This window comes from Tunturiibacter gelidiferens (assembly GCF_051013345.1).
Taxonomy (GTDB): domain Bacteria; phylum Acidobacteriota; class Terriglobia; order Terriglobales; family Acidobacteriaceae; genus Edaphobacter; species Edaphobacter gelidiferens_A.
Window position 1 is genome coordinate 77,868 of the sequence record NZ_CP132939.1, and the last position, 25,898, is coordinate 103,765.

The following is a 25,898-nucleotide window of genomic DNA, read 5'->3' on the forward strand; positions in this document are numbered from 1 at the left end:
GGAGATGGTTCTACGCGGTGGTCAAAGTTGCAGTCAGATCACCGGGTGTATCGGTCCACGTGGGTACTCGCGACCATCCTTATGGTCCTTTTGCTCGGACTCAACTGGCTTCTCCGCTAAAGACGTGCCTGCGGTGAGCGCCCTCGCCAAGCGCATCGTTTCGCAGTCTTCAAGTCGCCGGAGGTTTCCCGCCGATAGCATAAGTAATCTCCAGGCAAGCCTGCTTCAGAATCTTACTTGCCTCCGGAAGCCCTACCTTCGACTCGTTGTATTGAATGTAAGGAACTGTCAGAGCTCCGATTGCCGAGGCACGCTCATCGAAGATCGGGCAGCTGATATTAACAACACCGCGAACCAAGTAACTGGGTTGGGTCTCATGCCCTTGCCGGCGAATGCGGGAAAGATGTTTCTTGAGATCTTCGGGAACCTTCTTACCAGTGATGCTCTTCCATTCGGTCAGAGTGCGTTCAAGATCATCTTCTCTAAGGTGGGAAAGAATGACGTAACCAGACGCAGCCTCCATCAAGTCCACCGTCGAGCCGAGCTTGACGTAAAACCCCACTGGCGTCGGTGCATTAGCCTGCGCAAGAATCGTAACCTGGGCACCTTCAATAATGCCCATGTGACACGATTGATTCATTTGTTGCGTGACACGATGGATCACCGGCAGAGCCTCGGTGATTAATCGCTCCGTCGGTGGATGTTCTTGCACCAGCGAGAAAAGTTTTAACGTGAGCGCATAGCGATCGCCATCGCTCTGTGCGATGTATCCTCGCTTTTCGAGGCACACCAACATGCGGAATATTTCAGACACGGTGCGATTGAGATGGCGTGAAATGTCGCTTTTGCTTAGGCCACTCGGCTGGTGAGCGAGCAGTTCAATGACATCCAGGCCCTTTTCCAGAGCTGGCGTAGCATAAGTATTCTTGGATGGTTTAGACGCAGTCTTCGCGATTTTTCCAGATGCCATATGGGAAGGTTCGAGAACGCACTCAGAATAGCAGACTCTTTTTGCAATCTATGCCAAGTGGCCAGCCAGCTCTTCTGACCAATAGGTTCCATGCGGAAACGCATAGGTCTGCAGCGAGTCAGGTTTGATCTCGATGCTATAGCCTGGTGTCTCCGGCATATAGTATCGTCCCCGCCTTACATCGACGGGGGTCACAAAATGCTCGTGCAAGTGGTCGACAAATTCAATGACCCGCTCCTGCATCGTTCCTGAAACATACAGAAAGTCGAACGCTGAGAGGTGCTGCACATATTCGCAGAGCCCAACACCTCCCGCATGTGGACACACGGGAATGCCAAATTTCTTGGCCATCAGAATGATCGCTAGGTTCTCATTCACGCCCGCCACGCGGCAGCTATCGATCTGACATACGTCAATCGCCTGCGCTTGCATCAACTGTTTGAACATCACCTTGTTGTGACAATGCTCCCCAGTCGCAATGCGTGTGGGTTTTGTCTCACGGCGAATCCGCGCGTGCCCAAGAATATCGTCCGGACTGGTCGGTTCCTCCATCCACCACGGTTGAAGCTCCTGCAACGCACGAATGCGTACGATGGACTCTTCCACTCCCCACTTCTGATTCGCATCGATCATTAGCCGGGTCTCCCAACCGATCGTCTCTCGCACAATGCGGCCACGCCGAAGATCGTCTTCTGGATCTCCTCCGACTTTCAGTTTGAAGTATGTCCATCCGTCAGCCAGTGCTTCCTGTGCAAGCCGACGAATCTTCTCATCACTAAACCCGAACCATCCCACGGAGGTTGTATATGCCTGATAGCCGTCTGAGCGGAGCACCTTCAAACGATCCGGCATTGTCTGCTTCGCAGCGCAAAGAATCTCGAGTGCCTCATCTCGCGAAAGAGCATCGTCGATATAACGGAAGTCAATCGCAGACACGATCTGCGCCGGCGTCATATCGGCTAACAGTAGCCAAAGGGGCTTCCCTTCCACCTTGGAATAAAGATCCCAAACCGCATTGATCACGGCAGCAGCAGCCAGATGAATGACGCCCTTCTCTGGTCCGAGCCAACGGAACTGGCTATCTTCGAGCAGTTGACGCGAAAAGGCCGCGAAGTTCTCCGTAATCTCGCTCAGACGACGGCCAACGACGAAGCGCGAAAGATATTCGATAGCCATGACGCACAGTTCTGTTCCTCGGCCAAGCGTGAACGTGAGGCCATGTCCACGAAGATCGCTGTCCGTCTCCAGAATGCAATACGCAGCAGAGTAGTCTGGATCTTTGTTTACAGCATCGGAGCCGATGCTGTACTTCGATGTGGGAAACCGAAGATCAATAGTGTGTACCTGAGTGATACGAGGATCGCTAACGTTCATGCTGCTGTCCACCCTCCATCGATTGCAACAACGGCACCGTTGATAAACCCTGCTTCTTCCGAACAAAGATAGCGCACCAGAGACGCCACATCCTCAGGAGTGCCTAGGCGGCCAATCGGTTGGCGAGACACGAGCTGCTCGCGAACCTTCTCTTTTTCGTGTGCGTGATACTTCTCCAGATAACCTTCGACGAATGGTGTCTGCACAGTTCCCGGAGCGACAGCATTCACCCGCAGTTCCTTCGGGTAATCCACTGCAAGCTGCCGCGTCATTGCCAGCACCGCTCCCTTGCTGGCGCAGTACGCAAAACGCTGCTTCACTCCAACCATTCCAGCGACCGAACCGATATTCACAATGCTCCCATGAGCTTGCAGAATTAGAGGCAACATCGCCTGCGTTACCAGAAAGATTGAGTAGACGTTCACTTTCATCAGCCGGTCAAAATCCTCGTAGCTCACATCTGCAACAGTTCCCACGTTACCGATACCGGCGTTGTTTACCAGAATGTCGAGCTTCGACAAGCTGGCAGCAGCGGCTTTCACGCTGGCCTCATCAGTCACATCGATGTGCAGTGCTGTTCCCTGCTTCAGCTGGCCGGCAAGCGACTTAGCCGCCTCGAAGTTGAGATCTGCAACAATCACTTCTGCCCCTGCACGGTCCAGTTCACGGCAGGTCGCGGCTCCAATGCCGCTTGCTCCGCCAGTCACCAACGCTGATTTTTTATTCAGCCCAAATACTTCTGCCACGTTGCCTCCTCCGCGTGTGGGGATAGATTAAACCTCGGCTCGCGTCCTATTACGAAGCTCGCCCAGCCCTGCGATCGCAATTACTATCTCTTCGTTATCGCGCAGCCAGCGCTGCGGAGTGCGTCCAAGACCCACTCCCTGCGGAGTTCCTGTGCTAATAATGTCGCCAGCTTCGAGTGGAGTGAGCGAAGAGATATGCTCAATTAACTGAGGAATTCGGAAGATCAGGTCCTTGGTGTTGGAGTTCTGGAGCACCTCCCCGTCAATCGCAAGCCGGATATCGAGAGCATGGGGATCGGCAATCTCGTCCCGCGTAACCACTGCAGGTCCTAACGGGGTGAAGGTAGGAAAGCTCTTTCCCAGCGTCCACTGAGAGGTCGCAAGCTGCACGTCGCGCGCGCTGACGTCATTCACAATCGTGTAGCCAAATACATGTTGTTCCCAGTCACGCGCGGCAATACGATATCCGGGCTTGCCGATTACTAGAGCAAGCTCTGCTTCATAATCAGGCTGCGCAGAGTTCTTTGGCAGAATTACCTCGGTATCCGGTCCTGTCACCGACGACGAGAGCTTCATAAAGACCGTCGGGACCACCTGTACCGTCATCTTCGATTCGGCGGCGTGCTCCTGGTAGTTTAGGCCAACAGCAAAGATGCGAGGCGGCCGTTGGATAGGAGCTAACAGATGGATCTCCTCAAGTGCGTATGACGTTTTGCTACTCGCGAGGCCCCGGATAGCCTTGAGTGCATCTGCGCCGCCCTCAATCAACTCCAGCGTGCTGCGGAAGCCATATTCCGTGATGTCGTACACTTTTTCGGACTCAAGCACACCGGGCCGAGGCAGCTTGTTTTCTTGCGCAAACGTTACTACTTTCATGAGCTCCTCTGGTTCGATTCGACCGCTGACGTCAGATCATCAGTACCGTTCGCAGGATAAGGGCTTTCAAACTACAGCGTTCTCGTTATATACAGCAGAGACCAGAATACGCAATATTATATGCGGAAAATTATTTTTACTAGTAAATGATATGCTGACCTGCGTCTTAGTTAGTCCAGAGATCGAGGCGCTGAAACTTGGCACCTTAACCGGAGTCATCACCTTGCGTATCGATAGTCATCACCATCTTTGGAGATACGACCCGGTTGAGTACGACTGGATCTCGGATGACATGTCAGACCTCCGCCGCGACTTCCTGACTTCGGAGCTTCGGTCGCAGCTTAACGAGGCAAAAGTGGATGGAAGCGTCGCGGTCCAAGCACGCCAGAGCCTCGAAGAAACGCAATGGCTCCTCGAAATGGCGCAAGAGGCACCTATCCTCGGTGTTATCGGTTGGGCGCCGATAGCGGCAAAGGACTTCCCTGCGATTCTTGACCATCTGAAGCGAAATCCTCTGCTGAAGGGCTTGCGCCACATCGTTCAGGCCGAGCCTTCTCAGTTTCTAACTGGTGTTGACTTCCAGAGAGGAATTCATCATCTCGCAGGGACCGGCCTTGTCTACGATCTTCTTGTCTATGCTGATCAGCTCCCGGAGGGCATTGCGTTCGTCGATCAGTTTCCAGCTCAGAGCTTTGTTCTCGACCACATGGGCAAACCGGCCATTGCGCAGCATGAAATCGATCTCTGGAGTCGCAATGTCCGCGAACTGGCCCAAAGGCCAAACGTTACCTGCAAGGTATCCGGCCTCGTCACCGAGGCGAACCCCGCGACATGGACACCGGAGCTGCTACGGCCGTATTTTGATGTGGTGCTTGAAAGCTTCGGCCCAGAGCGTCTGATGATTGGAACAGACTGGCCTGTCTGCACCATCGGCAGCAGCTACTCACAATGGTGGCATATCGTCGAAGGCTGGACAGCGTCGCTCTCCCCTTCCGAGCAGGCCGCCATTCTCGGCGGAACAGCAACTCGCGTCTATGGACTTTCCGGAGCAAGCACCTGATGCCTCTTTCTCTCCCCGTACACGCCGCAGAGACCACGTCCCTTCTTCCAAAAGGTCTCATGCGCCCCTTTATTTTGGTGACGGGCCTCTTCTTTCTCTGGGGTGTCCCCAACAATCTGAACGACGTACTCATCCGCCAGTTCATGAAGTCGTTCGCCATAAGCCGATTTCAGGCTGGGTTGGTGCAATCCGCCTTCTATCTCGGCTACTTTCTTCTAGCCCTGCCTGCTGGATTGCTCATCAAACGGCACGGCTACAAATCAGGCTTTGTCACCGGCCTCCTATGTTTCGGTCTGGGTTGTATACTCTTCTGGCCCGCGGCCATGACCAGCAGCTATGTCTTTTTCTCAGCGCACTCTTCATCGTGGCAAGTGGCTTAGCTTTTCTCGAGACAGCAGCGAATCCCTTCATCGCGCAGCTAGGTCCAGCTGCCAGCGCAGAGCGCCGACTGAATTTCTCACAGGCTTTCAATCCCATTGGTGCAATCAGCGGCGTCCTTATCGGGACACGTTTCATCTTTTCCGGGATCGAGCTGACACCAGCGCAAAAAGCATCCATGCTCAGTAGCGGCACGTACGTTACATATCTCCGTCACGAAACCCAGCGAGTCGTCACTCCATACTTAGTGCTTGGTGTCACCGCTCTGGCTTGGGCAACTCTGATTGCTGTCACCCATTTTCCGGGCATCCCGCGAGTAATTCAAGCCGCCGCTCCGTCATCGGGTTCGTGGAAACGATTGTTTCGTCATCGCCTGCTGCTCTACGCCATCGCCGCGCAGTTTTTCTACGTGGGCGCGCAAGTTGGTACATGGAGCTACTTCATTCCATACGCCCAGGAGTACACCCACGTCTCAGAGCGCACCGCCGGACTTCTGTTGACTGGAACTCTTGTAGCCTTCGGCATCGGCAGGTTCGGCTCGGCCTATATCATGCAATGGCTAGCTCCAGCAAAGCTTATGAGGGCCTATGCCATCCTGAACGTTTTGCTACTCGCTATTGGAATCTTCGCCTCCGGCTGGTATGGCCTATTCGCGATCCTTATGACAAGCTTCTTTATGTCGATCATGTATCCCACCATCTTTGCCATTGGCATTCGCGATATGGGAGAAGAGACAAATCTCGCCGGATCGCTGATCGTCATGGCCATCCTCGGCGGCGCGATCTTGACCCCCTGATGGGACTCATCTCCGAATATTCTCACAGCATGGCTGCTGCATATCTTGTCCCCGCCGCCTGCTACCTCGTAATTGCGGCGTTCTCAGCACAGGCCCCCACCGCGGAGACTACCGCATGATCCGGGACTCAGTCCTCTCCGCGATTAAGGCACACGCTTTGCCGCCAATGCCCAAACAAAGGCGCCCTATCGTTATCATCGGAGCGGGAGGCATCGTTCGGTCCGCACATCTGCCTGCGTACGAAAAGGGCAAGTTTTCGGTCATCGGTTTGATGGATCAGAGTCTTGAACGAGCAGACTTATTGGCTAAGAGTCACGCCATCGCTCGCACCTTTGACAATATCGACAGCGTCGTCCAGTTCGCTCCCAACGATGTCGTCTACGATATCGCCGTACCTGCCTCGCAACTCTCGCATATCCTTCCTCACATTCCTGATGGGTCCGCCGTCTTGATGCAGAAGCCTATGGGAGAGACAATTGAAGAGGCGCGTATTATTCGCGATCTCTGCCGGACCAAAAACCTCACGGCCTCAGTCAACTTCTCCCTACGTTATTCCCCTAACAATCTGGCTATCTCAGCCTTGGCAAGGGCAGGTTTGCTAGGAGATCTCCATGATCTCCAGGTTCAAACCACTACCTATACGCCCTGGGACCTCTGGACCTTCCTCGCCACCGCCCCGAGAGTTGAGATTATGTATCACAGCATTCACTACTTCGACTTGATTCGCTCCTGGCTCGGAAATCCAAACAGTGTCTACGCTAAGACCGTAAAAACCCTCACACGGCTACCTTGGCCGCGACCAAGACCATCGCAATCCTGGACTACGGCGGCAACATGCGGGTCTTCGTTGCAAGTAATCATCACCACAACTTTGGCCAGAAGTATCAGCACAGCTTCGTGCAGTGGGAAGGTACTCGTGGTGCGGCTCGCATCAGCATGGGCTTGAATCTGGACTACCCCATAGGGATTCCCGACACAGCCGAATTTGCCGAGCGGGGATGCACCGAGGACTGCTGGCAGTCACTTCCAGTTGCAGGAGCTAACATTCCCGACGGCTTTATCGGGACGATGGGAGCTCTCCAGGCCTTCGTGGAAGGCTCAACCTCCAACCTGCCGACCCACTACGAAGACGCCTTCCAAACCATGGCGCTCGTGGAAGCGCTCTACCGCTCCAGCGCGCAAAGAGGAGAGGTTCTCCAGCTTGGTGAATGACGCCGACCTATATCGATTGCCGCTGTCTCCAAGTAAAGGAGCTAAAGATATTTTGAAGTAGAAATACCGATATGGAACCTCAACTGCCTCTTAAGGCGCTCATCGCGTTAACACAGCTTCAAAACAGTCACTTAGCCAAATTACAGGTAGGCTATTCGGCCCTAGGCAACGGTCTCAAAATCGTCTCTTATCGTTCCTGCGGCACCTATCCTGCCAATGAAAACAGTCCAAATAGAGGGATCAGTCGATTTGCAGTTATTAACTGTCGTTGCTCCGTTTTTGCGACAACAGCAGCTGGCTAGCTTGTCACGATCAACGGTGGCTTCAACTCCCAAGGAGAAATGAATGAAGATAAGTCGACGCGGATTTAACTATGGACTGGCCGCCACTGCTTTGAGTGGAAAATCTCTATTGGCGAGCGAAGCTTGCGGAAGCGGACAAAAACTTCTCCTCCAATTGCAACAAGAATTTCTTGATCTTCGGTTTGGCATGTTCATTCACCTGAACATGGCGACCTTCGAGCAGCGCGAATGGGGTGATCCGAAGATTTCACCAAAAATCTTCAATCCCGCCCATCTCCATACGAACCAGTGGGCCGAAGCTGCACTATCAGCCAATATGGGCTACGGATGTCTGTCCACAAAACATCACGACGGTTTTTGTCTCTGGCCAACCGCCACAAAAAGCCCTAGCGTGAAGGACTCGTCTTATCCGCACGACGTCGTCCGATCCTACGTAGACTCTTTCCGTCAAAAGGGACTGAAAGTCTGTCTCTATTATTCGATTCTCGATTTGCGAGCTAATATCCGGCCGTACCACATTGATGCGGAAAAGATTGATCTTATGAAGGCGCAACTCACCGAGCTGCTGACACACTATGGCGAGATTACGGCTCTGATCATCGATGGGTGGAGTGCGGCATGGTCCCGCATCTATTACGATCAACTCCCATTCCGAACAATTTATGACCACATTAAGAGCCTGCAACCGAACTGCCTCGTCGCAGACCATAACTTTGGCACCTATCCTGTAGCTTTGATGTACTACACAGACATTAAGGAATATGAACAGCATGCAGGGCAACTGATCCCGCAAGACAGCGTGATCCCTTCTCAGTCAGGAACAACGCTGCAAAGCGATTGGTTTTGGAAGAAGGATTATCCCAACCAAGCTCTACGTCCAGCGAAGCAGATCGTGGAGGAATGGCTCCTCCCACTTAATGAACGGCATTGCAATTTGATTCTAAATGTTGCGCCGAACACAGATGGTCGGTTCGACGAGAATGCCGTAGCTCGTCTCGCAGAAGTCGGCAGACTTTGGAAGAACCCCGGCTCAACTCGGCAGGTTGAACAATCCATCCAAATCACGACGCCGAATCTCGCATTCGCGGCGCCTAGTTATGCGAGCAGTATTGCTGATACGTCCGGGCCGGATCTTGCGAATGACAATAGCTTTCGCCCGCGTGGACGGCCGACGAGGGACAAACCGACGGATGGGTCGAGATCAATTTCAAACAGCCGATCCGCCTCAACACGATGACAATCATCGCGTCGGGCCAGCAGGACGGCAAGGAAATTCTGTCTATTAGCAGCTACCGAGCAGAATACTGGGTCGGGGGAAGTGGAGAGAGTTGGCAAAAACTGAGACCGCCAAGATCGCTCAAGCCCTTCAGTTTCCGATGATCGAAGCATCTAGAGTCCGCCTTGTAACCAAAGGTGTCTCGGGTAGACCGCCGAGCGTCACCGAATTCGGAATCTACAATGAACCCATTGGCTAATGCCTGCGCCTGCATATCATGGAGGGTAGCCTGACTGCTCCATGTGGGATTGCTCATCCATTGCACACTACACATTGGATGGGGGCGTTTGTTAATTACGCTTTAGTTTCGGATGTCTTCGCCAGTATAGATTGGTGGGTGCTTGCCTTCTTACTAGGAACCGATTTCACAGCGGCCTTCTTCGCTGGTCAATGGAGAGCTAGGCCGCTGATCGAACAGCCTGAACACGCCCCACGATCCAGCTTCTTGACCGCCTGCTCGGCAGCGTCTTTCAACCGAGCAGTCGTCGTATGTGCCCCAGACTGATCCAGCACCAGAGAATAGGCGATTTCGGCCGCCAGATATTTTGAGTTGCGCGAACCAGCGGATTCGCAACTGAACGCTGAGCTCGAGTTTCACCTTGAGCAGCAGATCGCCGAGAATTTTGCCCCTGCATGAACCGCGAAGAGGCCACGCGTGCAGCCATGCGCGCCTTCGGAAATTCCACCGTGCTGCGCGGGCAGATCACCGAAGATTGGTCGTGGACATGGTCGAGAATCCTTACAGGACACCCATTACGCCGCGCGCCTGCTTTGGCAGTCCCCAAGGGTTTCTGCTCATCTCGGTCCTCACGCTCGCGCTCGGGATCGGTGCAAACACGGCTATCTTCACGCTGATGAACTCCCTGTGGCTTCAAAGTCTTCCTGTGGCCGATCCCGATCGCTTGGTGATCATTGGCGTCTCACTCAACGGCTCTCCCGTCAATGCACAGAACGAGTCGCTGAATTTATCCATCATCGAATTGTTTCGAGCATCATTCGCATTCGTTCTCCGGAATTTTCGGCTGGTGCGAATATGGAACCGATCTCGAGGAGGGTGGCTCCCGCCACACTTATCCCGGAGCCATCGCCAACGGCAACACCTTCGACGTTCTCGGCGTTCGTCCCGTGGGGGACGGCTGCGGACGACCAGTCGGGCGAGCAAACGTCGTCGGAATCGGCCAAACAGGTGCTGCAGTTCAACGAGATTGGTTCAAGCTTCTTTTCGACCCTTAGCATTGCCATGCTCGCCGGTCGAGATTTTGTGAATCGTGATGCGGACGCCGGCACCTGCATCCTCAGCCAAGCGGCCGCAAGCAAGCTCTTCCGACATTCTCCCGCTCTCGGCTCCATCGTGCGCGAATATCTCTTCTCGCTTGATGCGCGTATCTGCATGTCGATGATCCTCCTTCTAAGAAGCTGCCTCTAAAATCCCCTGCTTGCGCTCAGGAATCACGCGGCGGACCATCTCATTAGTCGGCATATGGGAAAATGGAACAGATCTTCCCGGGTGACGGACAAACCGCACCTTACTGCCTGTTGCTCCGGCCGGAGTTGCCATGTCACAGCGGACCGCTGGATTTAGCGACCGAGACTTCGAATTAGATGGCAAGATTATGCGGCGCGGCCGGCTGCTAGTGCAATCAATTCCCTTACTCACTCTGAAAACGCAACATTATGATTGAATGTTCTGTTTTCCGGAGATCTCAGCACACACACAATAATGCTACTTAGGTACGCAAGGATAGCATCCAGAAGGTTCACAAAGAAGCGTGGGTTTTCGGTTCGATCGACCTGAATCCATGCGTCTGCGAACGCAGTCGAGGGCATCAAGGCGCTGAGCCAAAGCATCCTCCTGGATGCAAAATAGATGGCGATTATCCACCCGCACAGCTAATCAAGGCAACCGATTCATTTCAGCACCGATGCGCTGCGGTGTATTGTGTGTTGGCTTTGCTATAGCCACCTTCTATGTTGACCGGATCCACTCGCCAATTGAACTCACGGCAGGTTGGCGATAGCCGCGTCTTCAGCACTGTAATCAAACTGTTGGGGATCGACAATGCTGGGCAGGTTTCGTTGCTCCCATGCAATCGTTCGTCGTATCGCTTCCTCAATTTCAACCAGGTCCTCGTAGCCCAACTCCGTCCGGATGCGCTCGGAACTGACAACCACATGCTGAGCCGCATTGCCGGGTTGCAATAGGTGCTTTGGCGTCTGGCCTCTCGGCAGTACCTTCGTAGTCGGAAAGCCGATTCCTGTCCCCCTGGATTTGTACAACCCCAGAGTCGGCAAGACCAACATCGGAGCGACGGTGAAAAACTGCGACCTCATGTCCGGAACCGACCAGTTCACTCACCAATGGTGAGCCGATGAAACCGTTCCCGCCGATCACAAGGATTCTCATACAAGCTTGGATGAACAATTCCGGTAAAGCTGCACTGAACTCCACTTACGATGTGCGGACGACGAGCACTTGAAACATTTCAAATACACACAGGACAGCTTAGGTCCGATATCGACCTACTTCGCGAGTAGTCTGCTCCTGCCAACTTCCGTGTAGCCCGTGATCCGGAAGTAAAGCTCTCTAGGTCAACTGTCCGACAGCCGACTACACGTCCATGTGGCTGCTAACACTTGTGGCTGAGTGAGTTGGACCGGAATGGTCAAAGGCCTCTTTCGAGGCGTACCGGTCACTTCCCCGTCAGGTCGTGCCCTCAACTCGGGATGGTCATGCCGCTTCAGAAATTGCACGTAGAGGAAGTCTTCCGACCGGCAGGGTTGCCTTTTCGTCGGACTGCACATCGGATTTTGGGCTCTGATGCAGACAGCATTCTGGAACCGATTGGAGTAGTGGATTGAAGCAATGAGACCCGGTAGATGGGCGAGCTGAAGGGGGATGAAGGAGCTGTTTGCGGGGCGACATTTTGATCGCAAGATCCTCGTCCTGTGCGCGCGCTGGTATCTGCGCTACAAACTCAGCCTCCGCGATTTAGTCGAGATGATGGCCGAACTCGGTTTGGATATTGCGCATACTACGATCATGCGCTGGGTACAAAGACATCTTCCGGAGTTCGAGAAGCCCTGGAATGGCTATGCACGCAAGGGCGGTCGCTCGTGGCGTGTTGACGAGACCTAGGTCCGTGGCCGTTGGGTCTACCTGTATCGCGCCGTCGACCGGGATGGCAACACCGTCGACTTCCGACTGAGCCCGAAGCGAGATGTAGCAGCGGCCGAGGCCTTTTTCCGCAAAGCGCTTCGCACGCAGCTGCGCGCACCTGTCAGCATCGCGAATGCAAGTTCGCGGGAGGGTCTACCTCAGCAAAGTGTGTGTCCGTTGGGACTGCGCCGGTTAGGACTGCGCCGGTTAGGATTGCACGGGTAAGGTCTGCTCCAGCGAGGTCGGCGCCAGTAAGGTTGGCGTCGGTAAGATCTACCTCAGTAGGTCGGCGTCGGTAATGTCGCCGGGCACCTTGGTTTACGACTTCGATCTCAATTCCTCTTCGTATCTCTCGTAGTCGCTTAAGTGCGCTCGCATTAAGCTCTTCCAGAGCTTGCCGTGATTTGGGACGCTGACGTGGAGCAATTAGGGGACAATCACGTAATGTTGCAACTCCCGAGACTTGGATAGCAGCGACTCATCAAACGTGAGTCTTCCGGCGGTCGAACAACTCGCCCACTTCCTCCGCATCTTTCGGACGGTGACTGCCTGGACGCGTACATCCAGCCGTGCTGCCCAGTCGCGAACGCGCTGAGCGAGCGTCTCTCGCGCACCGTCACGTTTCGTCCTGTTCACACAGTACTCCTCAGCAACTTATCCAGCAGCTTTTCAACAATCGCTGCCACTTCGTCCAGGTCATGCTTTGCGCATACACGGCAAACGTCACCGCCTTGCGCACTTCTCGAAGCGCGGCTTCGTTCTGCGCCAGTTCGGATGATCGACGAACGCCTTGGCAATCTTCGCGCTTACACCTTCGGAGTCGCCGACTCCCGCCTTCTGAATCGTTGTAAACACGCAAGGTGTGGCACAAAATGAGGCACACGAGATATTGGTTTCGCTAATGGATCGCCCACCAGCCATCTTCAGATTCTCCTCGTCCGCTAGTTTGACGGTGCGGTAACTGCGGCTGAGAAGTTGCTGATGACTGCCTGTTCAGCGGAATCGCCGGTAGATGCGTTGAAGTAGAGGTAGGCGACAGGAGGAACGGTGACGCTGCCAGAAAAAAGCTGCAGGCCATCCATCGTGACCGTCATCATTCCCTGCACGATTGAGACGACATAATCATGCGATACCGTGGCTCCTGCGGTGGCGAGTGCAGGGACATTTGTATTGACGATGAAGTACGGGTTTTCCCATAGATTGGTCTCTCCTCTACCCACAGCGACGTAAGGAACAGGTGGATCGTTGAGATCATGGTAATCATCGAAGGCGACCACAACTCCGGGAATTCCCTGAGCTCCCAGCCCGCCTCCGTTCAATCCGATGCTGTTGGTCGTTGCTCCGAGAGAGGGTCGCCCAAGGTCATGGCGTAGCCGTCTGCTGGAGGAGTGCTCGAATCACTGGTCGTGAAAGTGAAACTGAGTTGAAGGTTGCCGGTAGAGATGAGGTTGGGCCAGACGATCTCGCCGCTTTGAAAGGCCGTAGCTGGGGTAAGTTGAACGGTGCAGGAAGCTGAAGGGGCTAGCGCACTGCCACGCGGGAGCCAACCAGAGCAGAGATTGCCGATACTTGTTAGAGCTCCAACGAAAAGTGAAGCTGAACTGCTGGTTACAGAAGCAGAAGATCCGTTACTGACGACCACATGAAAGACCGAGCCGGAATCGGTGGTCGCCGTCGAAGCCTGCGTATAGGTCGCACCTGTTGCCCCTGAAATTGCGGAGAACTTGGAGGTTCCGGGCGCAGCCTCAAACCACTGATACGTCAGTGGGAGGGAAGAAGTAGCCGTTACCGAGAACGTAGCCGATCCTCCCGCGCTGGCGTATACGGTTACCGGCTGCTTCGTGATCTGGATTCCAGTACCAACCGCAAGAATGGCGGTTTGAGATGTGGCCTGCCCGTAACTGTTCGATACGATGACATAGTAGCCATCCTGGTCGTTACTGGCGATAGTATTTGCCGCCGGAACAGTGTAGGTGGCAGCGGTTGCGCCCGAGATCGCGGTGCCCCCGGTGCTCCCCGCTGGGATGCGATACCACTGGTAGGTAAGTGGGGGGGCCGACAGCGGTCACGGTCAATGTTGGGGTGCTGCTAATGGCTACGGTTTGGCTGACAGGTGGCGTGGTGATTGTGGGGGGCACATTACCCGGAGTGACTGTGAGGGTAGCGGAGGTGCTGGTCAGAACGGTCGCGCAGGTGTCCGTCACCGTGACGTAGTATTGCAAGCCGCTGGAACTAAGTACCTCTACCGGGGTCGTATAGGTGCTCGAGGTGGCACCAGCGATCGCAACTCCAGTCGAACCGCCGGGAGCGATGACGTACCACTGGTAGCTAAAGGGAGCGTCTCCAGCAGCCGCAATGGAGAATGTGGCGGTCTGGCCTTGTGCGATCGAAAGGCTTACAGGATTCGACGTAATAGACGTTCCCACCAGGACCGTGGCCGCTTGGGAGGTGACGCTGCCCGCAGCATTTGTAACCGTGACGGTGTAGCTTCCGGCATTGGTTGCGGTGGCGCTAGCGATGAAGTAGCTCGAGCTGGTGGCGCCGGCAATCGGCGATCCGTTGAAAGACCACTGGTAGGTACTTGCGTTGAGTGCTGCTACGGATAGCGTTATCGAGGCGCTGTTGCAAACATTCACGCTTTTCGGCTGCGTCGTAATCACTGGCAAGCCAATCATCGCCGTAAGCGTGGCAGGATTGCTGTTGATTGATCCAGCAGCATTGGATACCGTCACCGTGAACTGCGAATTATTGTCTCCGATCACCGTCGCAGCAGTGGTGTAGGTGCTCGAAGTGGCTCCCGCAATCGCTGTTCCGTTGTCGAACCACTGATAAGTGAGCGGCGCTGTTCCTGTGGCGGCAACGCTGAACGTAGCAGTTTGTCCCACAGTCACAGCCTGATTCACGGGCTGCTTCGTGATGGTGGGGCTTTGAGCAGAGTTGCTACTCCCTCCTCCTCCGCTGCAGGCTGTCATCACCAGCAGCACCAGGGTGGCGGTGAGAAGCTGGATGCATCCCGACCGGAACATCACCAAGCGGCTTGATCGTCGCGCGCCGATCAAAGTGCCGCGGCGCGGAGTAAAAAGTGACGAAGCGAAAAGCGAGTTAAGAGATGCAGCTACTTTGAGCATCGGGCTCCTAAACAGAGTTGCAAAAATTTCAGTTCAGACCTATCACTGTGGCAGACGGCTCGACACATTCGGAAGAGGCCAGCGTGCCGACCGGGCCCAACAATGAGCACAAGGTGAATCTCGAGCAAAGACAGCCGTGAAGGACTTTGAGTTTAGTATACCTACCGTAACCCTCGCCACCTCTATCGAAGGTTTCTGCCAACCTGGTCTTTTACTGGCATCGACTCGGACACCTGATCACCGTCACGATGACAATCCCGAGGGAACTCACAAGAGGTTGGAGAATGGCCAATTCGACCTAGATTTCGTCCTTGAGCTTCCCTAGCGGCCCTTCTCATGCGGGAGGAAGTCTTCCTTCAGCTCTGACATGGTCTAAGCGGTCTGCAAGTTCCGCCGGCTTCTTTACCCCCATGAACCCCCGACAGAAGCAATAAGAGTATTTGGATGTCTTGGAACTTCCTAGAATAGATAGGTGGCGGGAATGGGGGATTCTCTCCACCCGACTTGACTCGGAGATATTCGGCCACGCAGGCCAGAGGTTTCACCCACAGCGCTCTCTGGAGATCGAACTCGGCGAAGAAAAACTCAATTTTAGGGCGATTTCCCTAGTTTCTGCCGAAGCTAATCACAACTCCAAGACCTGACAGACAAAATGGGAGAGGAGGATTCGCCTTCAGGAATAAACCCTTTGGAATCAGGCTCAAAAAGAATATCCCATTAGAAATACCCGCATATATACCCGCACGCGGCAGCCGCTATGCCAATCCTCCACAGCGACCATTTTGCAGCGACAATATATATATAGCTGTCGCAATATATCACAGCCACCTACGACCGGATCCGCGAGAGTTGAAGAGATGAGAGGTCAGGCGGATTGGTACGCCCCACCAATTACTGGTGAGATCCTAATCTCCACCTAGTCGCGATAGATGCCTGTATCTCGCAAAGAGTGCGAGATCGCGTCTAGACAACGGCGGTTACTAGGTGAGACGGGAACCTCTATCTGCATCTTCTGGCACAGTGACACGAGCATCTGCTTTGCAATGCGGTCCGTCGTATCAGAATCGAGCTCTGGAATCCGCGCCGTGAAGGCCTCGATCATCATGAGGTCTTCGGTGGAGAGTCGTGCGATCGCGAGCGGATCGAATTCGATCCCAGGATCTACGACGGCCGCTGACGCGGGCGTCGAAATGAGAGGGGCCGTGAAAGTCCGGCTTGAATACCCCGCGTCTGCAACGTTAGTCAGTTCCTGCCGGACGACGATGGTACCTGCCAAAAGATCACCTAGACGCTTGTTCTCCTTGCTGATTAGGATTGTGATGATTCCGACGATATACATACTCGGCAGGTAATCCACGATGCGAATCAGATTGCGCGACATCGACTCGAAGAACGTAATTTGCCTACCGGAATCCTTGATCACGCGGAGATTGGTCCAACGCTTACCGGGAGTCTGGCCGTTCCACAAGGCCTCAAAGAACGTGTAGTACCCCCAGAAAAAAGGAAGTTGGCAAACAACAAACCCGCGACGAGCCACTTACCTTGCCGATCGGATAACTGGTTAAGCGATCCAATCTGCCTGGAGAACGCGAGAATGGCCAGGAGGACCAAGATGACATACGCCACGCCTTGCAAAGCAAGGTCGGCAAGATGAGCAAGAATGCGAGAGCCGAGCCCAGCGATAGGGAAACTAAGGGAAACTTGCTCCGGAGTGTCGATGCTAAGCTGGTCTTTATATTGATAGGTATCCATGATCTCAAATGCCTGGTTAGATCAGCGTAGGCCGTCTTGGGCCAAATTGGAATCCCTAATCCATCAGGCCGAAAAGTTTCGGCTGCACAGCCTCACAGCGGCTGAGCTAAGTGATTTGGGCCTGCTCTATCGGCAAGCTGCAGCCGACCTCTCCGCAGTCCGCAGCGATCGCTCTGCCAAAATCGCTGCAGACTACCTCAACCGCCTCGTAGCACGCGCCCATCGCCTCGTTTATGCCGGAAAAAGAGCAGCCTTCACAGCGCTTTGCACTTCTTTACGCGTGATTATCCCGCTATATTTCGGGCGATGATTCGCTTCACATCTGCTGCCCTGCTCATATTTCTCGCGGGCATGCTCCTCGGCAGTCTTCTCACACTCGCGCGTCCTGATTTCATGCGCCAGTTTCTCGGTCCCACCATGGTGCGCACTATCGAGCGGCACCAGATGTGGACTGACTCGGTCGTCGCCATGAAACCGCAGGCGTCGGCCCAGATCACCACTAACAACCTGAGCGTCACTTTCATGACCTTCGCTGGCGGTATCGTCGGCGGCATCGGCACCGTGCTCCTTCTCTTCAACAACGGATTATTGATGGGAGTCATCAGCACCGCTTGCGCGCAGCACCACATGTCTCTCAGCCTCTGGAGCTTCGTCGCCTCACACGGCGCACTCGAACTGCCCGCCATCTTCATTGCCGGCGGCGCAGGCCTGCGCGTCGGCTGGGGGCTGCTTTTCCCAGGACTGCTCTCACGTCGCGAATCGCTCGTAGTCGCCGGAAGCGACGCCGTTCGTCTTCTTGCAGGCACAATTCCCATGCTTATCGCCGCTGGCGCGCTCGAAGGCTTTCTTTCTCCCACTAAAACTCCTGTTGGGATCAAGTTCGGAGTGTGCGCCACTCTCCTCGCTCTGCTCTGGGCATGGCTCGGCTGGAAGCGTAGTACGGTCACCGAAGACTATCTCGATGCTTCAGTGCAACAGACAACCGCCTAGAGAGTTCCGCGCGACTTGATCTCCAGATAACGATTGATCGCAGCGATGCCGGCATTTTCCGGCGAAGTCTCTACTACCAGGACCCCTCGCCTCCGGAGCTGAGCGACTACCATGCGCCGGCGCGCCAGCATCTCGTTTGCCGCTGTAATGGCAAACATCTCCGCGACACTGCGCGGCTGAATGCGGGCAAACACACCCAGCTCAGGGTGCTCCAGCAGCACCAGCACCACCAGATGATTTCTCGCCAGGTCCGCCACCGCAAGCGAAATATCCGGGGCCGACGCACTCTCAGCGATCTCCGTAATCCAGAAGATCAGTGAGCGCCTGTTTTGCGACTGCCGCAACCGAGCCGCAGCCAGTCTATGGTCGGCCTCTGCGACCTCCGTCTTGATCACCGCCAGCGCATCCATTACACGCCGCAGGTGCAAAGCGCCTTTGGCGGGGCGAATCTGCCGCTGAATCCCCCGGCCGTACGCCAGCAGCCCGCTGTAATCACCTGCACGATCGACCACCTGCGCGAGACGCATCGCTGCGGAAGCGGCCTGGTCAAGCTGCTGCAGGTGGAGCCGATGGTCCAATGTCATGTCCTGATAGCCGATCGCGTTGGGTGTAGTCTCCCTACTCGAATGAACTTGTCGCTCGAACGACGTGCGCGACAGCCGCCCTACATCCAACACCGTCCAAACCTGCTGAGATCGCTCAGAGCGGAATGTGCGTGTAATCGGCCTTCCATGCCGCGCCGTCGCCGTCCAAGAGATGTTGCGCAGCCCGTCTCCATTCCTGTAGTCACGTAGAGATTCAAACTCGCGCCCTAGTCCGATACGAGCAAGCCGCCGTCTCTCCATCTCGATCTGACGAGCGCGAATCAGGTACATGGCATCATCCGTTGCGCCAACCGCATGTGGAATTACAACAATGGTTTGCTCCACCGGAGCAGCCGCCCACCGCTCCGACAGTCCCACCGCAGACCGATAGCGAAGATATATCTTGTCGAGGTGCAGCTCACCGCGCTTCGCCGGAAATGTCTTGATGCGAATCTCCGCAGCTTGATTCGGATACACCGTCACCGCATCGAGCCTCGGCAGAACAGAGAGCGCCGGGTGCAGCCCATCCATCACCGCCACCCGCATTGCCGTCTCTCCACTCTGCGTTATCGTCAGCACTACATCCGTGCGGTTCCCAAGAGAAGGAGCACTCATAAAGCGCCGCTCGATTGTGATCACCGCAGGCGCGGGAAGACGCAACGCATCCCACACCGCCAGCATCAGCACCGCCGCGTCCCACGCGGGCATCATCCACAGAGTACGCGGGACGAAGAATGAAGGAATTGCGAACAGAACTCCAGCCGTCAGGAGCCACAGCGCACGTGGCGTCAATGCAAGCCCAAAGATGCTGCGACGGCCTCGCGGTATTGCGGTGGCTGAAATCCGCGATGGAATCAGAGTCTGCATCTTCTACTTTGGCACCGGCGAAGCCGTTAGCACATCGGCGAGCACGCGGTCCGCATCCAGTCCCTCAAGCTCCGCCTCGGGCTTCAATTGCAGTCTGTGCCGCAGGCAAGGCATCGCCGCGCTCTTCACATCGTCCGGGAGCAGGTAGTCCCGTCCATCCTTCGCGGCATACGCCTTCGCTGTAATCAACAGCGCCACCGCAGCGCGTGGCGAGGCGCCTAGCGAGATTGCAGGCCACGAGCGCGTCCGCCGCACGACCGACAGCAGATACTGCAGCACCTGCTCCTCCGCCTTCACCGCACGCACCTCGGCCCTCCCAGCAGCTACCCACGCTGGGTCTATCGACGAGATCGCAATCTGATCCAGCGGGCCCGCTGCCGTATGATGACGCTCCAGCACCGTCAGCTCCTCCCTCTCGCTCGGATAACCAATGCGTATCTTCAGAAGAAAACGATCGAGCTGTGCCTCAGGCAGCGGATAAGTGCCCTCGAACTCGACCGGGTTCTGCGTCGCAAAGACCGTGAAATACGGATCAAGCGTATGCCGCACGCCGTCCGCTGTTATCTGTCGCTCTTCCATGCACTCCAGCAGTGCTGCCTGCGTGCGCGGTGGCATGCGGTTCACCTCATCCGCCAGCAGAAACTGTGTGAACGCCGGACCCTTATGAAACGAAAACTCATTCCTCGCTGGCAAAAACACGTTCGTGCCAGTAATGTCCGCGGGCATCATGTCCGCAGTTCCCTGGATGCGCCTGTAGTCCAGCGCAAGCCACTTCGCCAGAGACTTTACTGCGAGGGTCTTCGCCACCCCTGGCACGCCTTCGATCAGGGCATGGCCGCCTGCCAGTAGAGCAACCAGCGCCTGCTCGATGAGTTCGCGCTGGCCAGCCAAAATCTTGCTCAGCTCCTGTGTGCCATGTTGAAACAGCTCCTGCACGGAATTGGCCCCGCGAGCTGGCGGTTCATCGTATTCAGACAAGAAGTCTCTCCTCAGAAGGTATAGGTTTCATCGAAACTCGCCGGCGAAGCTCATCCGCCACAATGTTCAACTCTTTCACACGTTCAAGCGCTTCGCCCGGCGCAATGCGCGTCGGCCTCTGCGTCTCTCCCAACAGCGGTACGAGCCCGGAATTCCTATAATCGAATCGCGCGAGCAGCGTCGAGGCAACTGCCTCCGGCCCCTCTAGCACTGTATCGTGCGAGACGCCGCACTGCTGCTCCAGAACATGTATCAATCGTTCGCGCGCATCACGCGTCGCGGCTTCCCCAGCAGCTGCCTTGTGATATAGGTTGCCCATCGAATACGCAAATTCGAGCGGCGACGTTCGCGGCGTCGTCGCCAGCGTGCGCAGCGGCCCATGGCGGCGGCCATACGCAAACACAAGCAACCCCAGGACCAACAGTAGTTGCAACAGCATCGCAGTCAACGGAATTCCCTTCGTCTTGTCCCACGGAGAAACCGGCTGCACATCGATCTCCGCTTCGTTGAAGATCACAGTCCTCTCCGTCCCACCAAGGCTGGCCAGCAGTAGCCGGAGGTTCGCGTCTTCATGCAATCCACGATTCGTCAGCGGTTCCGGGCTCGCCCACCAGACCGCCGTCCCCGCCCCATACGGATACGTGATGACCGCGCCGCCATGTTCGCAGCTCTGCGCAACCACTGTCTCGACCAAGTCATCCTTCGCAAGAATTGAAGGGTGAAATACTAATTCACCCGCCTGCGCCAGCGCGGACACTCCCTGCGGCTTCGTGTAACAAACCGCCGGAACCTGCCTGTCTTCCTTCCAATAAAAGCCCGGCAGTACATCGACGCCGAGTTCGCCATCAGCGACCACGCGGCCGCCCCGCGTCAGGTATTCGGCCACCGTCTTTTGTTCTTCCTTCGACGAAGAGCCAAACGAATTCGCCAGCACCAGCGTCGTATGTGCTGCGTCGAGTGAATACAAATCAGTCAACGGCTTTTCAGATCTTACGACCGTGTAACCCAGCCGCTGCAACAAAACATAGGCCGCCTTCGCGCCGTTTGGCCCCGCATTGTCAATGGAGGGGCGCGGGTCGTCGCGATTATTCTCTGGCGCAAACACCGCGGTTGCAACCGTGATCACGACGGCCGCCGCAATTGCCCAGAGCACTATTTGTTTTTCGCCCTTCACGCCTGTCCAAGCTCCTTCGTTAGGTCTTCCGCGCGTCGATAGTGCTCTTCGTTGGCCTCTAGATGGCCATACCAGATCGTCTCTAGCAAAGCCGTTTGCTCCCGTAGCAACCTGCGGCGCTCTGACCCCGGCTCAAGCAGCGCCACGTACTCACGCGGCGTTCGCGAACGTGTCGTGGCCCACATGCGACGCTCCTCAAAACGAGAGATGGTCTGCCAATACAACGCGTGCACTGCGTCTCGCAGACTGGGTGGGATGAAGAAGTTTCTCCTCAATCTCGAAGAAGAGGAGGCGCGATATGGTAGCCGTCCCGAATGGCAACAGCACTTTCAAGATCGGCGTAGACTACTGGCCGCCATGCTTGCACAGACTGGGGTTGTTGAAGCAGACGCTCGGACTGCCAAGAACTGGCCCACCTTTGGGAGATACTTGAGCGATTGCTACGGAAACGACACGCCTCTCCAATCGTTCTTCCGTTCGCTGACGTTAGGATCATGGTCTGACTACTCGGCTCTCATGCACGCTTCGTTCGAGGGGCTTCTGCCAAACATGGCGCACTTCGTGACGGACGCGCTGCCGCATGAGTCGAGGCCAAAACTCCGTGTTCAATTCTTACCGTACATTACCATGCACCTATGCAGAGCCGCTGCCATCTTGGTCTGCATCCTCACGGAAATACAGGTTCGCTTCCGATACGATCAGGAGAAGACTGCAAAAGTTGATGAGAGGTTGCGCGAAGTGTGGAGGGCGTTGATCGTGGCGTTTGAGCCACGGGAGTTTTACGAAGAACGCTATCGTGCGCTAATGATCGGCGTTGGCATTGAGGAGTTAGAAGGTAGGAGTGAGGACAGCAGCAGAGTCTAAACAGTGTGTCGGGTTTACGTATCAGATACGCAAAGGTAGAAAGACTTGCTCGTGAAGTGCAGGCTGTTAGCTGTGTCGCGGTGAGCGGCGGAATGACAGCCGCACACATAATAGGTAGAGGAGTAATGCATGGATGATGACAACTCCGTCCCACCTGTAGTACCGCATAAATCAGACATCTTATTCGGGAGTGACAGAGCACGCTGGCAAATGGATGCGATGCTCGACTATCGACCTGGTAATGACTACACCTACCGCCAAGGCTATCGAAGGGCAGGGAGACTTCTTACGCAATCGGTCGCCGAACGCGGCGATGCCGACTTTCTAGTCTTTCCAATTTGCCATGCATATCGTCACTTCGTTGAGCTGACACTCAAGCGATTGATTCGTGAAGGATGTAACGCGGTCCATCGGGAGATGACAGCCGCAGAGTTCAGCCTTCAAAACAATTCGCATAGCCTCCGTGCTCTATGGACGGCATTTAAGGTCGTTCAAGATGAGGTGTCTCAAATAAGTGGCGGCACCCTGCCACCCGATGAAGTGGAAGGAATCGAAGCATATATTGAACAACTACATGCAGTTGATAAAGGCTCGTTCAGCTTTCGCTATCCGCTAACTAAAGACGGTGAAGTGTCGGTTGGTGACATCGAACGAATTAACCTTGGACAGTTTGCTGAATACATGGAGCGCCTATGCAACTACCTAGAAGGTATCGATTTGTATTACGGGCATTTAATTGAAACGTGGAATGACATGATGAGCGATTACTACTGAAGGCGATATTCTCCTGTTAGGGAGAGTCTGCACAAGTTCTGCATCGCTTGCCTGATTGATTAATCTGATAGCTGCGAGGAGATTGCGATGAAGCAGCAGAGTCTGTCGAGTCAGGGTGTGTTTGAGAAGTACGGGCGGAAGAGTCGGCGGGAGTTGTTTCTGGACGAGATGGAGCAGGTGGTTCCATGGTCTGCGCTGGAAGCCCTGGTACGACCGCACTATGCGAAGGCGGGCAAGGGACGGCAGCCGGTAGGGTTGGCGATCATGCTGCGGACTTACTTTGTGCAGCAGTGGTTCAATCTGTCGGACCCTGGGGTGGAAGAGGCGTTGTACGAGTCTGCGGCGCTGCGGCGGTTCGTTGGCGTGGACCTTGGGATTGCGCCTGCGCCGGATGAGACGACCATCCTGCGGTTCCGTCATCTGCTGGAGAGGCACGAGCTGGGCGGGTTGATGCTGGATGCGGTGAACGTGCATCTGGATGCCAGGGGCATCCGGATCGCGACGGGCACGATTGTCGATGCGACCATCCTGCATGCGCCTTCGTCGACCCAGAACGCGAGTGGCGAGCGCGACCCGGCGATGCACCAGACCAGGAAGGGCAACCAGTGGTACTTCGGCCTGAAGGCGCATATCGGCGTGGACGCGAGGGAGGGCATCGTCCACTCTGTGGCGACGAGCGCAGCCAGCGTGGCGGACTGCCACATGTTACCGGAACTGCTGCACGGCCAAGAGCGTAAGGTGTGGGGCGACGGCGGCTATCAGGGCCAGACCGACGCCATCCAAGAGGCCGCTCCGAAGGCACAGGACATGACCTGCAAGCGGACGAAGTTCAAAAACTATGTCGACGAGTTACAGAAAAAGAAGAACCGGAGTAAGTCGAGGGTGCGGGCCAAGGTAGAACATCCGTTCCGGATCCTGAAGCGCATCTTCGGCTTCGACAAAGTGAGATACAGAGGCATCGCGAAGAACCATCACCGCCTGTGCGCGAACTTCGCGCTGGTGAACCTGTACCTGCACCGCAAACGTCTGGCAGTCCTTGGGCAGTAGTGCGCCTGGAAGCCCCGGAAAACGGGCGGATGCGCGTTCCAATTAGCCCTCCAACAGCATCAAACCAACCAAAACCCGCGCATCTTCCATGCCCACTCCCTGACCCCAGAAAGTCAGACGCCTACGCAGAGGTTCCTTAGCAGCTAACTATTACCATGATTCAACGACTCGACAGAAATCCGACTCTGGGTTTTCCCGATACTTTGGTGTTGCATGGCATTGTCCCAAAGCAGATTGTTCTGCGCTTTCCTTAGATGCAGCGATCGCAGCACCAAAGGCTTCGTAGACTCCCTGCGCGACAACGTACTGCTGACGAGTGTTGTTGTTATATAGGTTTTTTAGGGAACCAGCGACTGCACCGTGCGCATATTCGCAACCACTCACGAGCACGTCAATCATATTAATCCCACCGCTAAGCTTCGCCTTCGCACTAGCGATTGCGTCTGCCTCAGTTGGTTGGCCCTTACTTACGGCATAAATTTTATGAATTCCAACCCCTTGTGTGGACGTTGCCGTTTGAGCGACTGCGGTACATCCCGTGGGAGGTCCAAAATTGACAGGTCCGATGTCGGGAACCTTCACGCACTTCGGACTACGGAACGGAAGATAATAGCCGACATGACCTTGCGGGCTCTGGTGCAAATAACGAGTTTCCCCATCGGGTACAGTGTTATTTGGGGGAGCTGAGTAGGGGATGAGTAGACGGAATGGAACGAAGGCATTGTTTGCGGGTCGACACTTTGATCGTGAGGTGATCCTGTTGTGCGTACGTTGGTACCTTCGCTACAAGCTCAGTTTGCGGGATCTGGTCGAGATGATGGCAGAACGCGGACTGGAGCTTGCGCATACCACGATCATGCGTTGGGTGCAGCGATATGTTCCGGAGTTCGAAAAGAGCTGGGCTCGCTATGCACGCAAAGTTGGCCGTTCCTGGCGCGTAGACGAAACGTACCTGAAGGTGCGCGGCCGATGGGTCTATCTCTACCCTGCCGTGGACAAGGAGGGCAATACAGTCGACTTCCGGCTGTGTCCAAAGAGAGACGTTGCAGCGGCCAAGGCATTCTTCCGCAAAGCGCTCCGCACCCAAGGGCGTGCTCCCCTCCGCATCACCCTGGATGGCTATGCCGCATCGCATCGCGCAGTGCGTGAGATGCCGAGCGAAAACGAGGTATGGAAGCACACCAAGCTGCGATCATCGAAATACCTGAACAATCTAATTGAGCAGGATCATCGCGGGATCAAGTCCAGAACCGGACCTATGCTCGGATTCAAGCGTTTCGATTATGCGCCATCACCATTGCCGGAATCGAACTACTACGTCGTATTCACAAAGGCCAATTCGCCCTCGGATCCTTACGCCTCAAAGACCAAGCTGCGCCCGCTATCTGGAACGCTGTCCTCGCTGCATAGATCAATCCTTCTCCAAGACTCTTTCTGCCCACCGAAAATATTTGCACCAGAGCCGATGGCTCCGTCATATTATGTCAACCACTACTTTCCCTCGGGCCTGCCCAGACTGTAAGCGCCGATGCGCGTCCGCGGCGGTACCCAGAGTAAATTGTTCGTCTGCGCCACCTGTCCCGAGTGGCGACT

General features: G+C 55.4%; 26 protein-coding genes and 2 pseudogenes. 13 read left to right on the forward strand and 15 right to left on the reverse strand.

Annotated elements, in window-relative coordinates; genetic code table 11:
- Positions 1 to 169: 169 nt before the first annotated feature.
- From RBB80_RS00365 to RBB80_RS00380, 4 genes are read right to left on the reverse strand one after another with little or no spacing between them, the layout of a single operon-like run.
- Entirely contained in the window at positions 170 to 970 is an 801-nt protein-coding gene (locus RBB80_RS00365; protein WP_433966409.1) for an IclR family transcriptional regulator, read from the reverse strand.
- A gap of 48 nt (positions 971 to 1,018) precedes the next feature.
- On the reverse strand, positions 1,019 to 2,344 hold the full coding sequence (locus RBB80_RS00370; RefSeq protein ID WP_433966410.1) for an enolase C-terminal domain-like protein: 1,326 nt from the start codon (positions 2,342 to 2,344) through the stop codon (positions 1,019 to 1,021).
- Entirely contained in the window at positions 2,341 to 3,090 is a 750-nt protein-coding gene (locus RBB80_RS00375; RefSeq protein ID WP_433966411.1) for an SDR family NAD(P)-dependent oxidoreductase, read from the reverse strand. The genes RBB80_RS00370 and RBB80_RS00375 overlap by 4 nt, the downstream gene beginning before the upstream one ends.
- Before the next feature lie 27 nt (positions 3,091 to 3,117).
- Positions 3,118 to 3,966: a fumarylacetoacetate hydrolase family protein gene (locus RBB80_RS00380; RefSeq protein ID WP_433966412.1), complete on the reverse strand. Its 849-nt coding sequence runs from the start codon at positions 3,964 to 3,966 to the stop codon at positions 3,118 to 3,120.
- Here RBB80_RS00380 and RBB80_RS00385 point away from each other — a divergent pair.
- From RBB80_RS00385 to RBB80_RS00410, 6 genes and pseudogenes are all read left to right on the forward strand, one after another.
- Positions 3,965 to 5,026, forward strand: coding sequence for an amidohydrolase family protein (locus tag RBB80_RS00385; RefSeq protein WP_433966413.1), 1,062 nt, complete (start codon positions 3,965 to 3,967; stop codon positions 5,024 to 5,026). The two genes, RBB80_RS00380 and RBB80_RS00385, sit on opposite strands and share 2 nt — an antisense overlap.
- Positions 5,027 to 5,169: 143 nt before the next feature.
- A pseudogene (fucP, locus tag RBB80_RS00390) lies at positions 5,170 to 6,200 on the forward strand (L-fucose:H+ symporter permease).
- 115 nt (positions 6,201 to 6,315) lie between these two features.
- On the forward strand, positions 6,316 to 7,146 hold the full coding sequence (locus RBB80_RS00395) for a Gfo/Idh/MocA family protein (RefSeq protein ID WP_433966414.1): 831 nt from the start codon (positions 6,316 to 6,318) through the stop codon (positions 7,144 to 7,146).
- A complete protein-coding gene (locus tag RBB80_RS00400) occupies positions 7,137 to 7,412 on the forward strand; it encodes a hypothetical protein (RefSeq protein WP_433966415.1) in 276 nt (91 codons plus the stop codon). The genes RBB80_RS00395 and RBB80_RS00400 overlap by 10 nt, the downstream gene beginning before the upstream one ends.
- A 345-nt stretch (positions 7,413 to 7,757) precedes the next feature.
- Positions 7,758 to 8,951, forward strand: coding sequence for an alpha-L-fucosidase (locus tag RBB80_RS00405; RefSeq protein WP_433966416.1), 1,194 nt, complete (start codon positions 7,758 to 7,760; stop codon positions 8,949 to 8,951).
- A gap of 1,072 nt (positions 8,952 to 10,023) precedes the next feature.
- Positions 10,024 to 10,416, forward strand: a complete 393-nt coding sequence (locus RBB80_RS00410) for a hypothetical protein (protein ID WP_433966417.1) — start codon at positions 10,024 to 10,026, stop codon at positions 10,414 to 10,416.
- A gap of 690 nt (positions 10,417 to 11,106) precedes the next feature.
- On the opposite strand, the gene RBB80_RS00415 is transcribed toward RBB80_RS00410, so the two are convergent.
- Positions 11,107 to 11,394 (reverse strand): NAD-dependent epimerase/dehydratase family protein, encoded by a 288-nt coding sequence (locus RBB80_RS00415; protein WP_433966418.1) that lies wholly within the window; start codon positions 11,392 to 11,394, stop codon positions 11,107 to 11,109.
- A 492-nt stretch (positions 11,395 to 11,886) separates the two neighbouring features.
- Here RBB80_RS00415 and RBB80_RS00420 point away from each other — a divergent pair, with 492 nt between their 5' ends.
- Both RBB80_RS00420 and RBB80_RS00425 read left to right on the forward strand, forming a co-directional pair.
- Positions 11,887 to 12,126, forward strand: a complete 240-nt coding sequence (locus RBB80_RS00420; protein WP_433966419.1) for a hypothetical protein — start codon at positions 11,887 to 11,889, stop codon at positions 12,124 to 12,126.
- Positions 12,127 to 12,138: 12 nt separating this feature from the next.
- Positions 12,139 to 12,372 (forward strand): annotated as a pseudogene (locus RBB80_RS00425) (DDE-type integrase/transposase/recombinase); the annotation flags it as partial.
- Here RBB80_RS00425 and RBB80_RS00430 read toward each other — a convergent pair.
- The 5 genes from RBB80_RS00430 to RBB80_RS00450 form a co-directional block, all read right to left on the reverse strand.
- Positions 12,269 to 12,616 carry a pentapeptide repeat-containing protein gene (locus RBB80_RS00430; protein ID WP_433970026.1) on the reverse strand — a complete coding sequence of 116 codons (348 nt, stop codon included), beginning with the start codon at positions 12,614 to 12,616 and terminating at the stop codon, positions 12,269 to 12,271. The pseudogene RBB80_RS00425 and the gene RBB80_RS00430 sit on opposite strands and share 104 nt — an antisense overlap.
- Entirely contained in the window at positions 12,574 to 12,783 is a 210-nt protein-coding gene (locus RBB80_RS00435) for a M48 metallopeptidase family protein (protein WP_433966420.1), read from the reverse strand. The genes RBB80_RS00430 and RBB80_RS00435 overlap by 43 nt, the downstream gene beginning before the upstream one ends.
- A 305-nt stretch (positions 12,784 to 13,088) precedes the next feature.
- On the reverse strand, positions 13,089 to 13,466 hold the full coding sequence (locus tag RBB80_RS00440; protein ID WP_433966421.1) for a hypothetical protein: 378 nt from the start codon (positions 13,464 to 13,466) through the stop codon (positions 13,089 to 13,091).
- Between the two features lie 618 nt (positions 13,467 to 14,084).
- Positions 14,085 to 15,275 carry an immunoglobulin domain-containing protein gene (locus RBB80_RS00445; RefSeq protein ID WP_433966422.1) on the reverse strand — a complete coding sequence of 397 codons (1,191 nt, stop codon included), beginning with the start codon at positions 15,273 to 15,275 and terminating at the stop codon, positions 14,085 to 14,087.
- A 916-nt stretch (positions 15,276 to 16,191) separates the two neighbouring features.
- Positions 16,192 to 16,812: an RDD family protein gene (locus RBB80_RS00450; RefSeq protein WP_433966423.1), complete on the reverse strand. Its 621-nt coding sequence runs from the start codon at positions 16,810 to 16,812 to the stop codon at positions 16,192 to 16,194.
- A gap of 521 nt (positions 16,813 to 17,333) precedes the next feature.
- Between RBB80_RS00450 and RBB80_RS00455 the strand changes: the two genes are divergently transcribed.
- Positions 17,334 to 18,017, forward strand: a complete 684-nt coding sequence (locus RBB80_RS00455) for a stage II sporulation protein M (protein ID WP_433966424.1) — start codon at positions 17,334 to 17,336, stop codon at positions 18,015 to 18,017.
- Here RBB80_RS00455 and RBB80_RS00460 read toward each other — a convergent pair.
- The 4 genes from RBB80_RS00460 to RBB80_RS00475 are packed head-to-tail and all read right to left on the reverse strand — an operon-like array spanning position 18,014 to position 21,853.
- Complete coding sequence (locus tag RBB80_RS00460) at positions 18,014 to 19,468, reverse strand: DUF58 domain-containing protein (protein ID WP_433966425.1); 1,455 nt, start codon at positions 19,466 to 19,468, stop codon at positions 18,014 to 18,016. The genes RBB80_RS00455 and RBB80_RS00460 overlap by 4 nt on opposite strands.
- Before the next feature lie 3 nt (positions 19,469 to 19,471).
- On the reverse strand, positions 19,472 to 20,446 hold the full coding sequence (locus RBB80_RS00465; RefSeq protein WP_433966426.1) for an AAA family ATPase: 975 nt from the start codon (positions 20,444 to 20,446) through the stop codon (positions 19,472 to 19,474).
- Positions 20,439 to 21,620, reverse strand: a complete 1,182-nt coding sequence (locus tag RBB80_RS00470) for a DUF4350 domain-containing protein (RefSeq protein ID WP_433966427.1) — start codon at positions 21,618 to 21,620, stop codon at positions 20,439 to 20,441. Before RBB80_RS00470 ends, RBB80_RS00465 begins: the two co-directional genes overlap by 8 nt.
- Positions 21,617 to 21,853 carry a DUF4129 domain-containing protein gene (locus tag RBB80_RS00475; protein WP_433966428.1) on the reverse strand — a complete coding sequence of 79 codons (237 nt, stop codon included), beginning with the start codon at positions 21,851 to 21,853 and terminating at the stop codon, positions 21,617 to 21,619. Before RBB80_RS00475 ends, RBB80_RS00470 begins: the two co-directional genes overlap by 4 nt.
- A gap of 22 nt (positions 21,854 to 21,875) precedes the next feature.
- Between RBB80_RS00475 and RBB80_RS00480 the strand changes: the two genes are divergently transcribed.
- The 4 genes from RBB80_RS00480 to RBB80_RS00495 all read left to right on the forward strand — a co-directional run bounded on the left by RBB80_RS00480 (position 21,876) and on the right by RBB80_RS00495 (position 25,715).
- On the forward strand, positions 21,876 to 22,484 hold the full coding sequence (locus tag RBB80_RS00480; protein WP_433966429.1) for a hypothetical protein: 609 nt from the start codon (positions 21,876 to 21,878) through the stop codon (positions 22,482 to 22,484).
- Between the two features lie 129 nt (positions 22,485 to 22,613).
- Positions 22,614 to 23,258, forward strand: a complete 645-nt coding sequence (locus RBB80_RS00485; protein WP_433966430.1) for a hypothetical protein — start codon at positions 22,614 to 22,616, stop codon at positions 23,256 to 23,258.
- A gap of 87 nt (positions 23,259 to 23,345) precedes the next feature.
- Positions 23,346 to 24,305: an IS5 family transposase gene (locus RBB80_RS00490; RefSeq protein WP_433964127.1), complete on the forward strand. Its 960-nt coding sequence runs from the start codon at positions 23,346 to 23,348 to the stop codon at positions 24,303 to 24,305.
- A 694-nt stretch (positions 24,306 to 24,999) separates the two neighbouring features.
- Positions 25,000 to 25,715, forward strand: a protein-coding gene (locus RBB80_RS00495; RefSeq protein WP_433966431.1) for an IS6 family transposase whose coding sequence is annotated in 2 segments (ribosomal slippage) — positions 25,000 to 25,579 and positions 25,579 to 25,715 — 717 coding nt in all. Because the reading frame shifts where the segments join, the coding sequence is not laid out codon by codon here.
- A gap of 64 nt (positions 25,716 to 25,779) precedes the next feature.
- Here RBB80_RS00495 and RBB80_RS00500 read toward each other — a convergent pair.
- Positions 25,780 to 25,857, reverse strand: coding sequence for a hypothetical protein (locus RBB80_RS00500; RefSeq protein ID WP_433970027.1), 78 nt, complete (start codon positions 25,855 to 25,857; stop codon positions 25,780 to 25,782).
- Between the last annotated feature and the right edge of the window lie 41 nt (positions 25,858 to 25,898).

Bases quoted from the DNA above. Each gene is read 5' to 3' on its own strand.
- RBB80_RS00365 (WP_433966409.1), bottom strand. From the start codon at position 970: ATGGCATCTGGAAAAATCGCGAAGACTGCGTCTAAACCATCCAAGAAT.
- RBB80_RS00370 (WP_433966410.1), bottom strand. From the start codon at position 2,344: ATGAACGTTAGCGATCCTCGTATCACTCAGGTACACACTATTGATCTT.
- RBB80_RS00385 (WP_433966413.1), top strand. From the start codon at position 3,965: ATGAGCTCCTCTGGTTCGATTCGACCGCTGACGTCAGATCATCAGTAC.
- RBB80_RS00380 (WP_433966412.1), bottom strand. From the start codon at position 3,966: ATGAAAGTAGTAACGTTTGCGCAAGAAAACAAGCTGCCTCGGCCCGGT.
- RBB80_RS00395 (WP_433966414.1), top strand. From the start codon at position 6,316: ATGATCCGGGACTCAGTCCTCTCCGCGATTAAGGCACACGCTTTGCCG.
- RBB80_RS00400 (WP_433966415.1), top strand. From the start codon at position 7,137: ATGGGCTTGAATCTGGACTACCCCATAGGGATTCCCGACACAGCCGAA.
- RBB80_RS00405 (WP_433966416.1), top strand. From the start codon at position 7,758: ATGAAGATAAGTCGACGCGGATTTAACTATGGACTGGCCGCCACTGCT.
- RBB80_RS00410 (WP_433966417.1), top strand. From the start codon at position 10,024: ATGGAACCGATCTCGAGGAGGGTGGCTCCCGCCACACTTATCCCGGAG.
- RBB80_RS00415 (WP_433966418.1), bottom strand. From the start codon at position 11,394: ATGAGAATCCTTGTGATCGGCGGGAACGGTTTCATCGGCTCACCATTG.
- RBB80_RS00420 (WP_433966419.1), top strand. From the start codon at position 11,887: ATGAAGGAGCTGTTTGCGGGGCGACATTTTGATCGCAAGATCCTCGTC.
- RBB80_RS00445 (WP_433966422.1), bottom strand. From the start codon at position 15,275: ATGCTCAAAGTAGCTGCATCTCTTAACTCGCTTTTCGCTTCGTCACTT.
- RBB80_RS00455 (WP_433966424.1), top strand. From the start codon at position 17,334: ATGATTCGCTTCACATCTGCTGCCCTGCTCATATTTCTCGCGGGCATG.
- RBB80_RS00460 (WP_433966425.1), bottom strand. From the start codon at position 19,468: ATGCAGACTCTGATTCCATCGCGGATTTCAGCCACCGCAATACCGCGA.
- RBB80_RS00480 (WP_433966429.1), top strand. From the start codon at position 21,876: ATGAAGAAGTTTCTCCTCAATCTCGAAGAAGAGGAGGCGCGATATGGT.
- RBB80_RS00485 (WP_433966430.1), top strand. From the start codon at position 22,614: ATGGATGATGACAACTCCGTCCCACCTGTAGTACCGCATAAATCAGAC.
- RBB80_RS00490 (WP_433964127.1), top strand. From the start codon at position 23,346: ATGAAGCAGCAGAGTCTGTCGAGTCAGGGTGTGTTTGAGAAGTACGGG.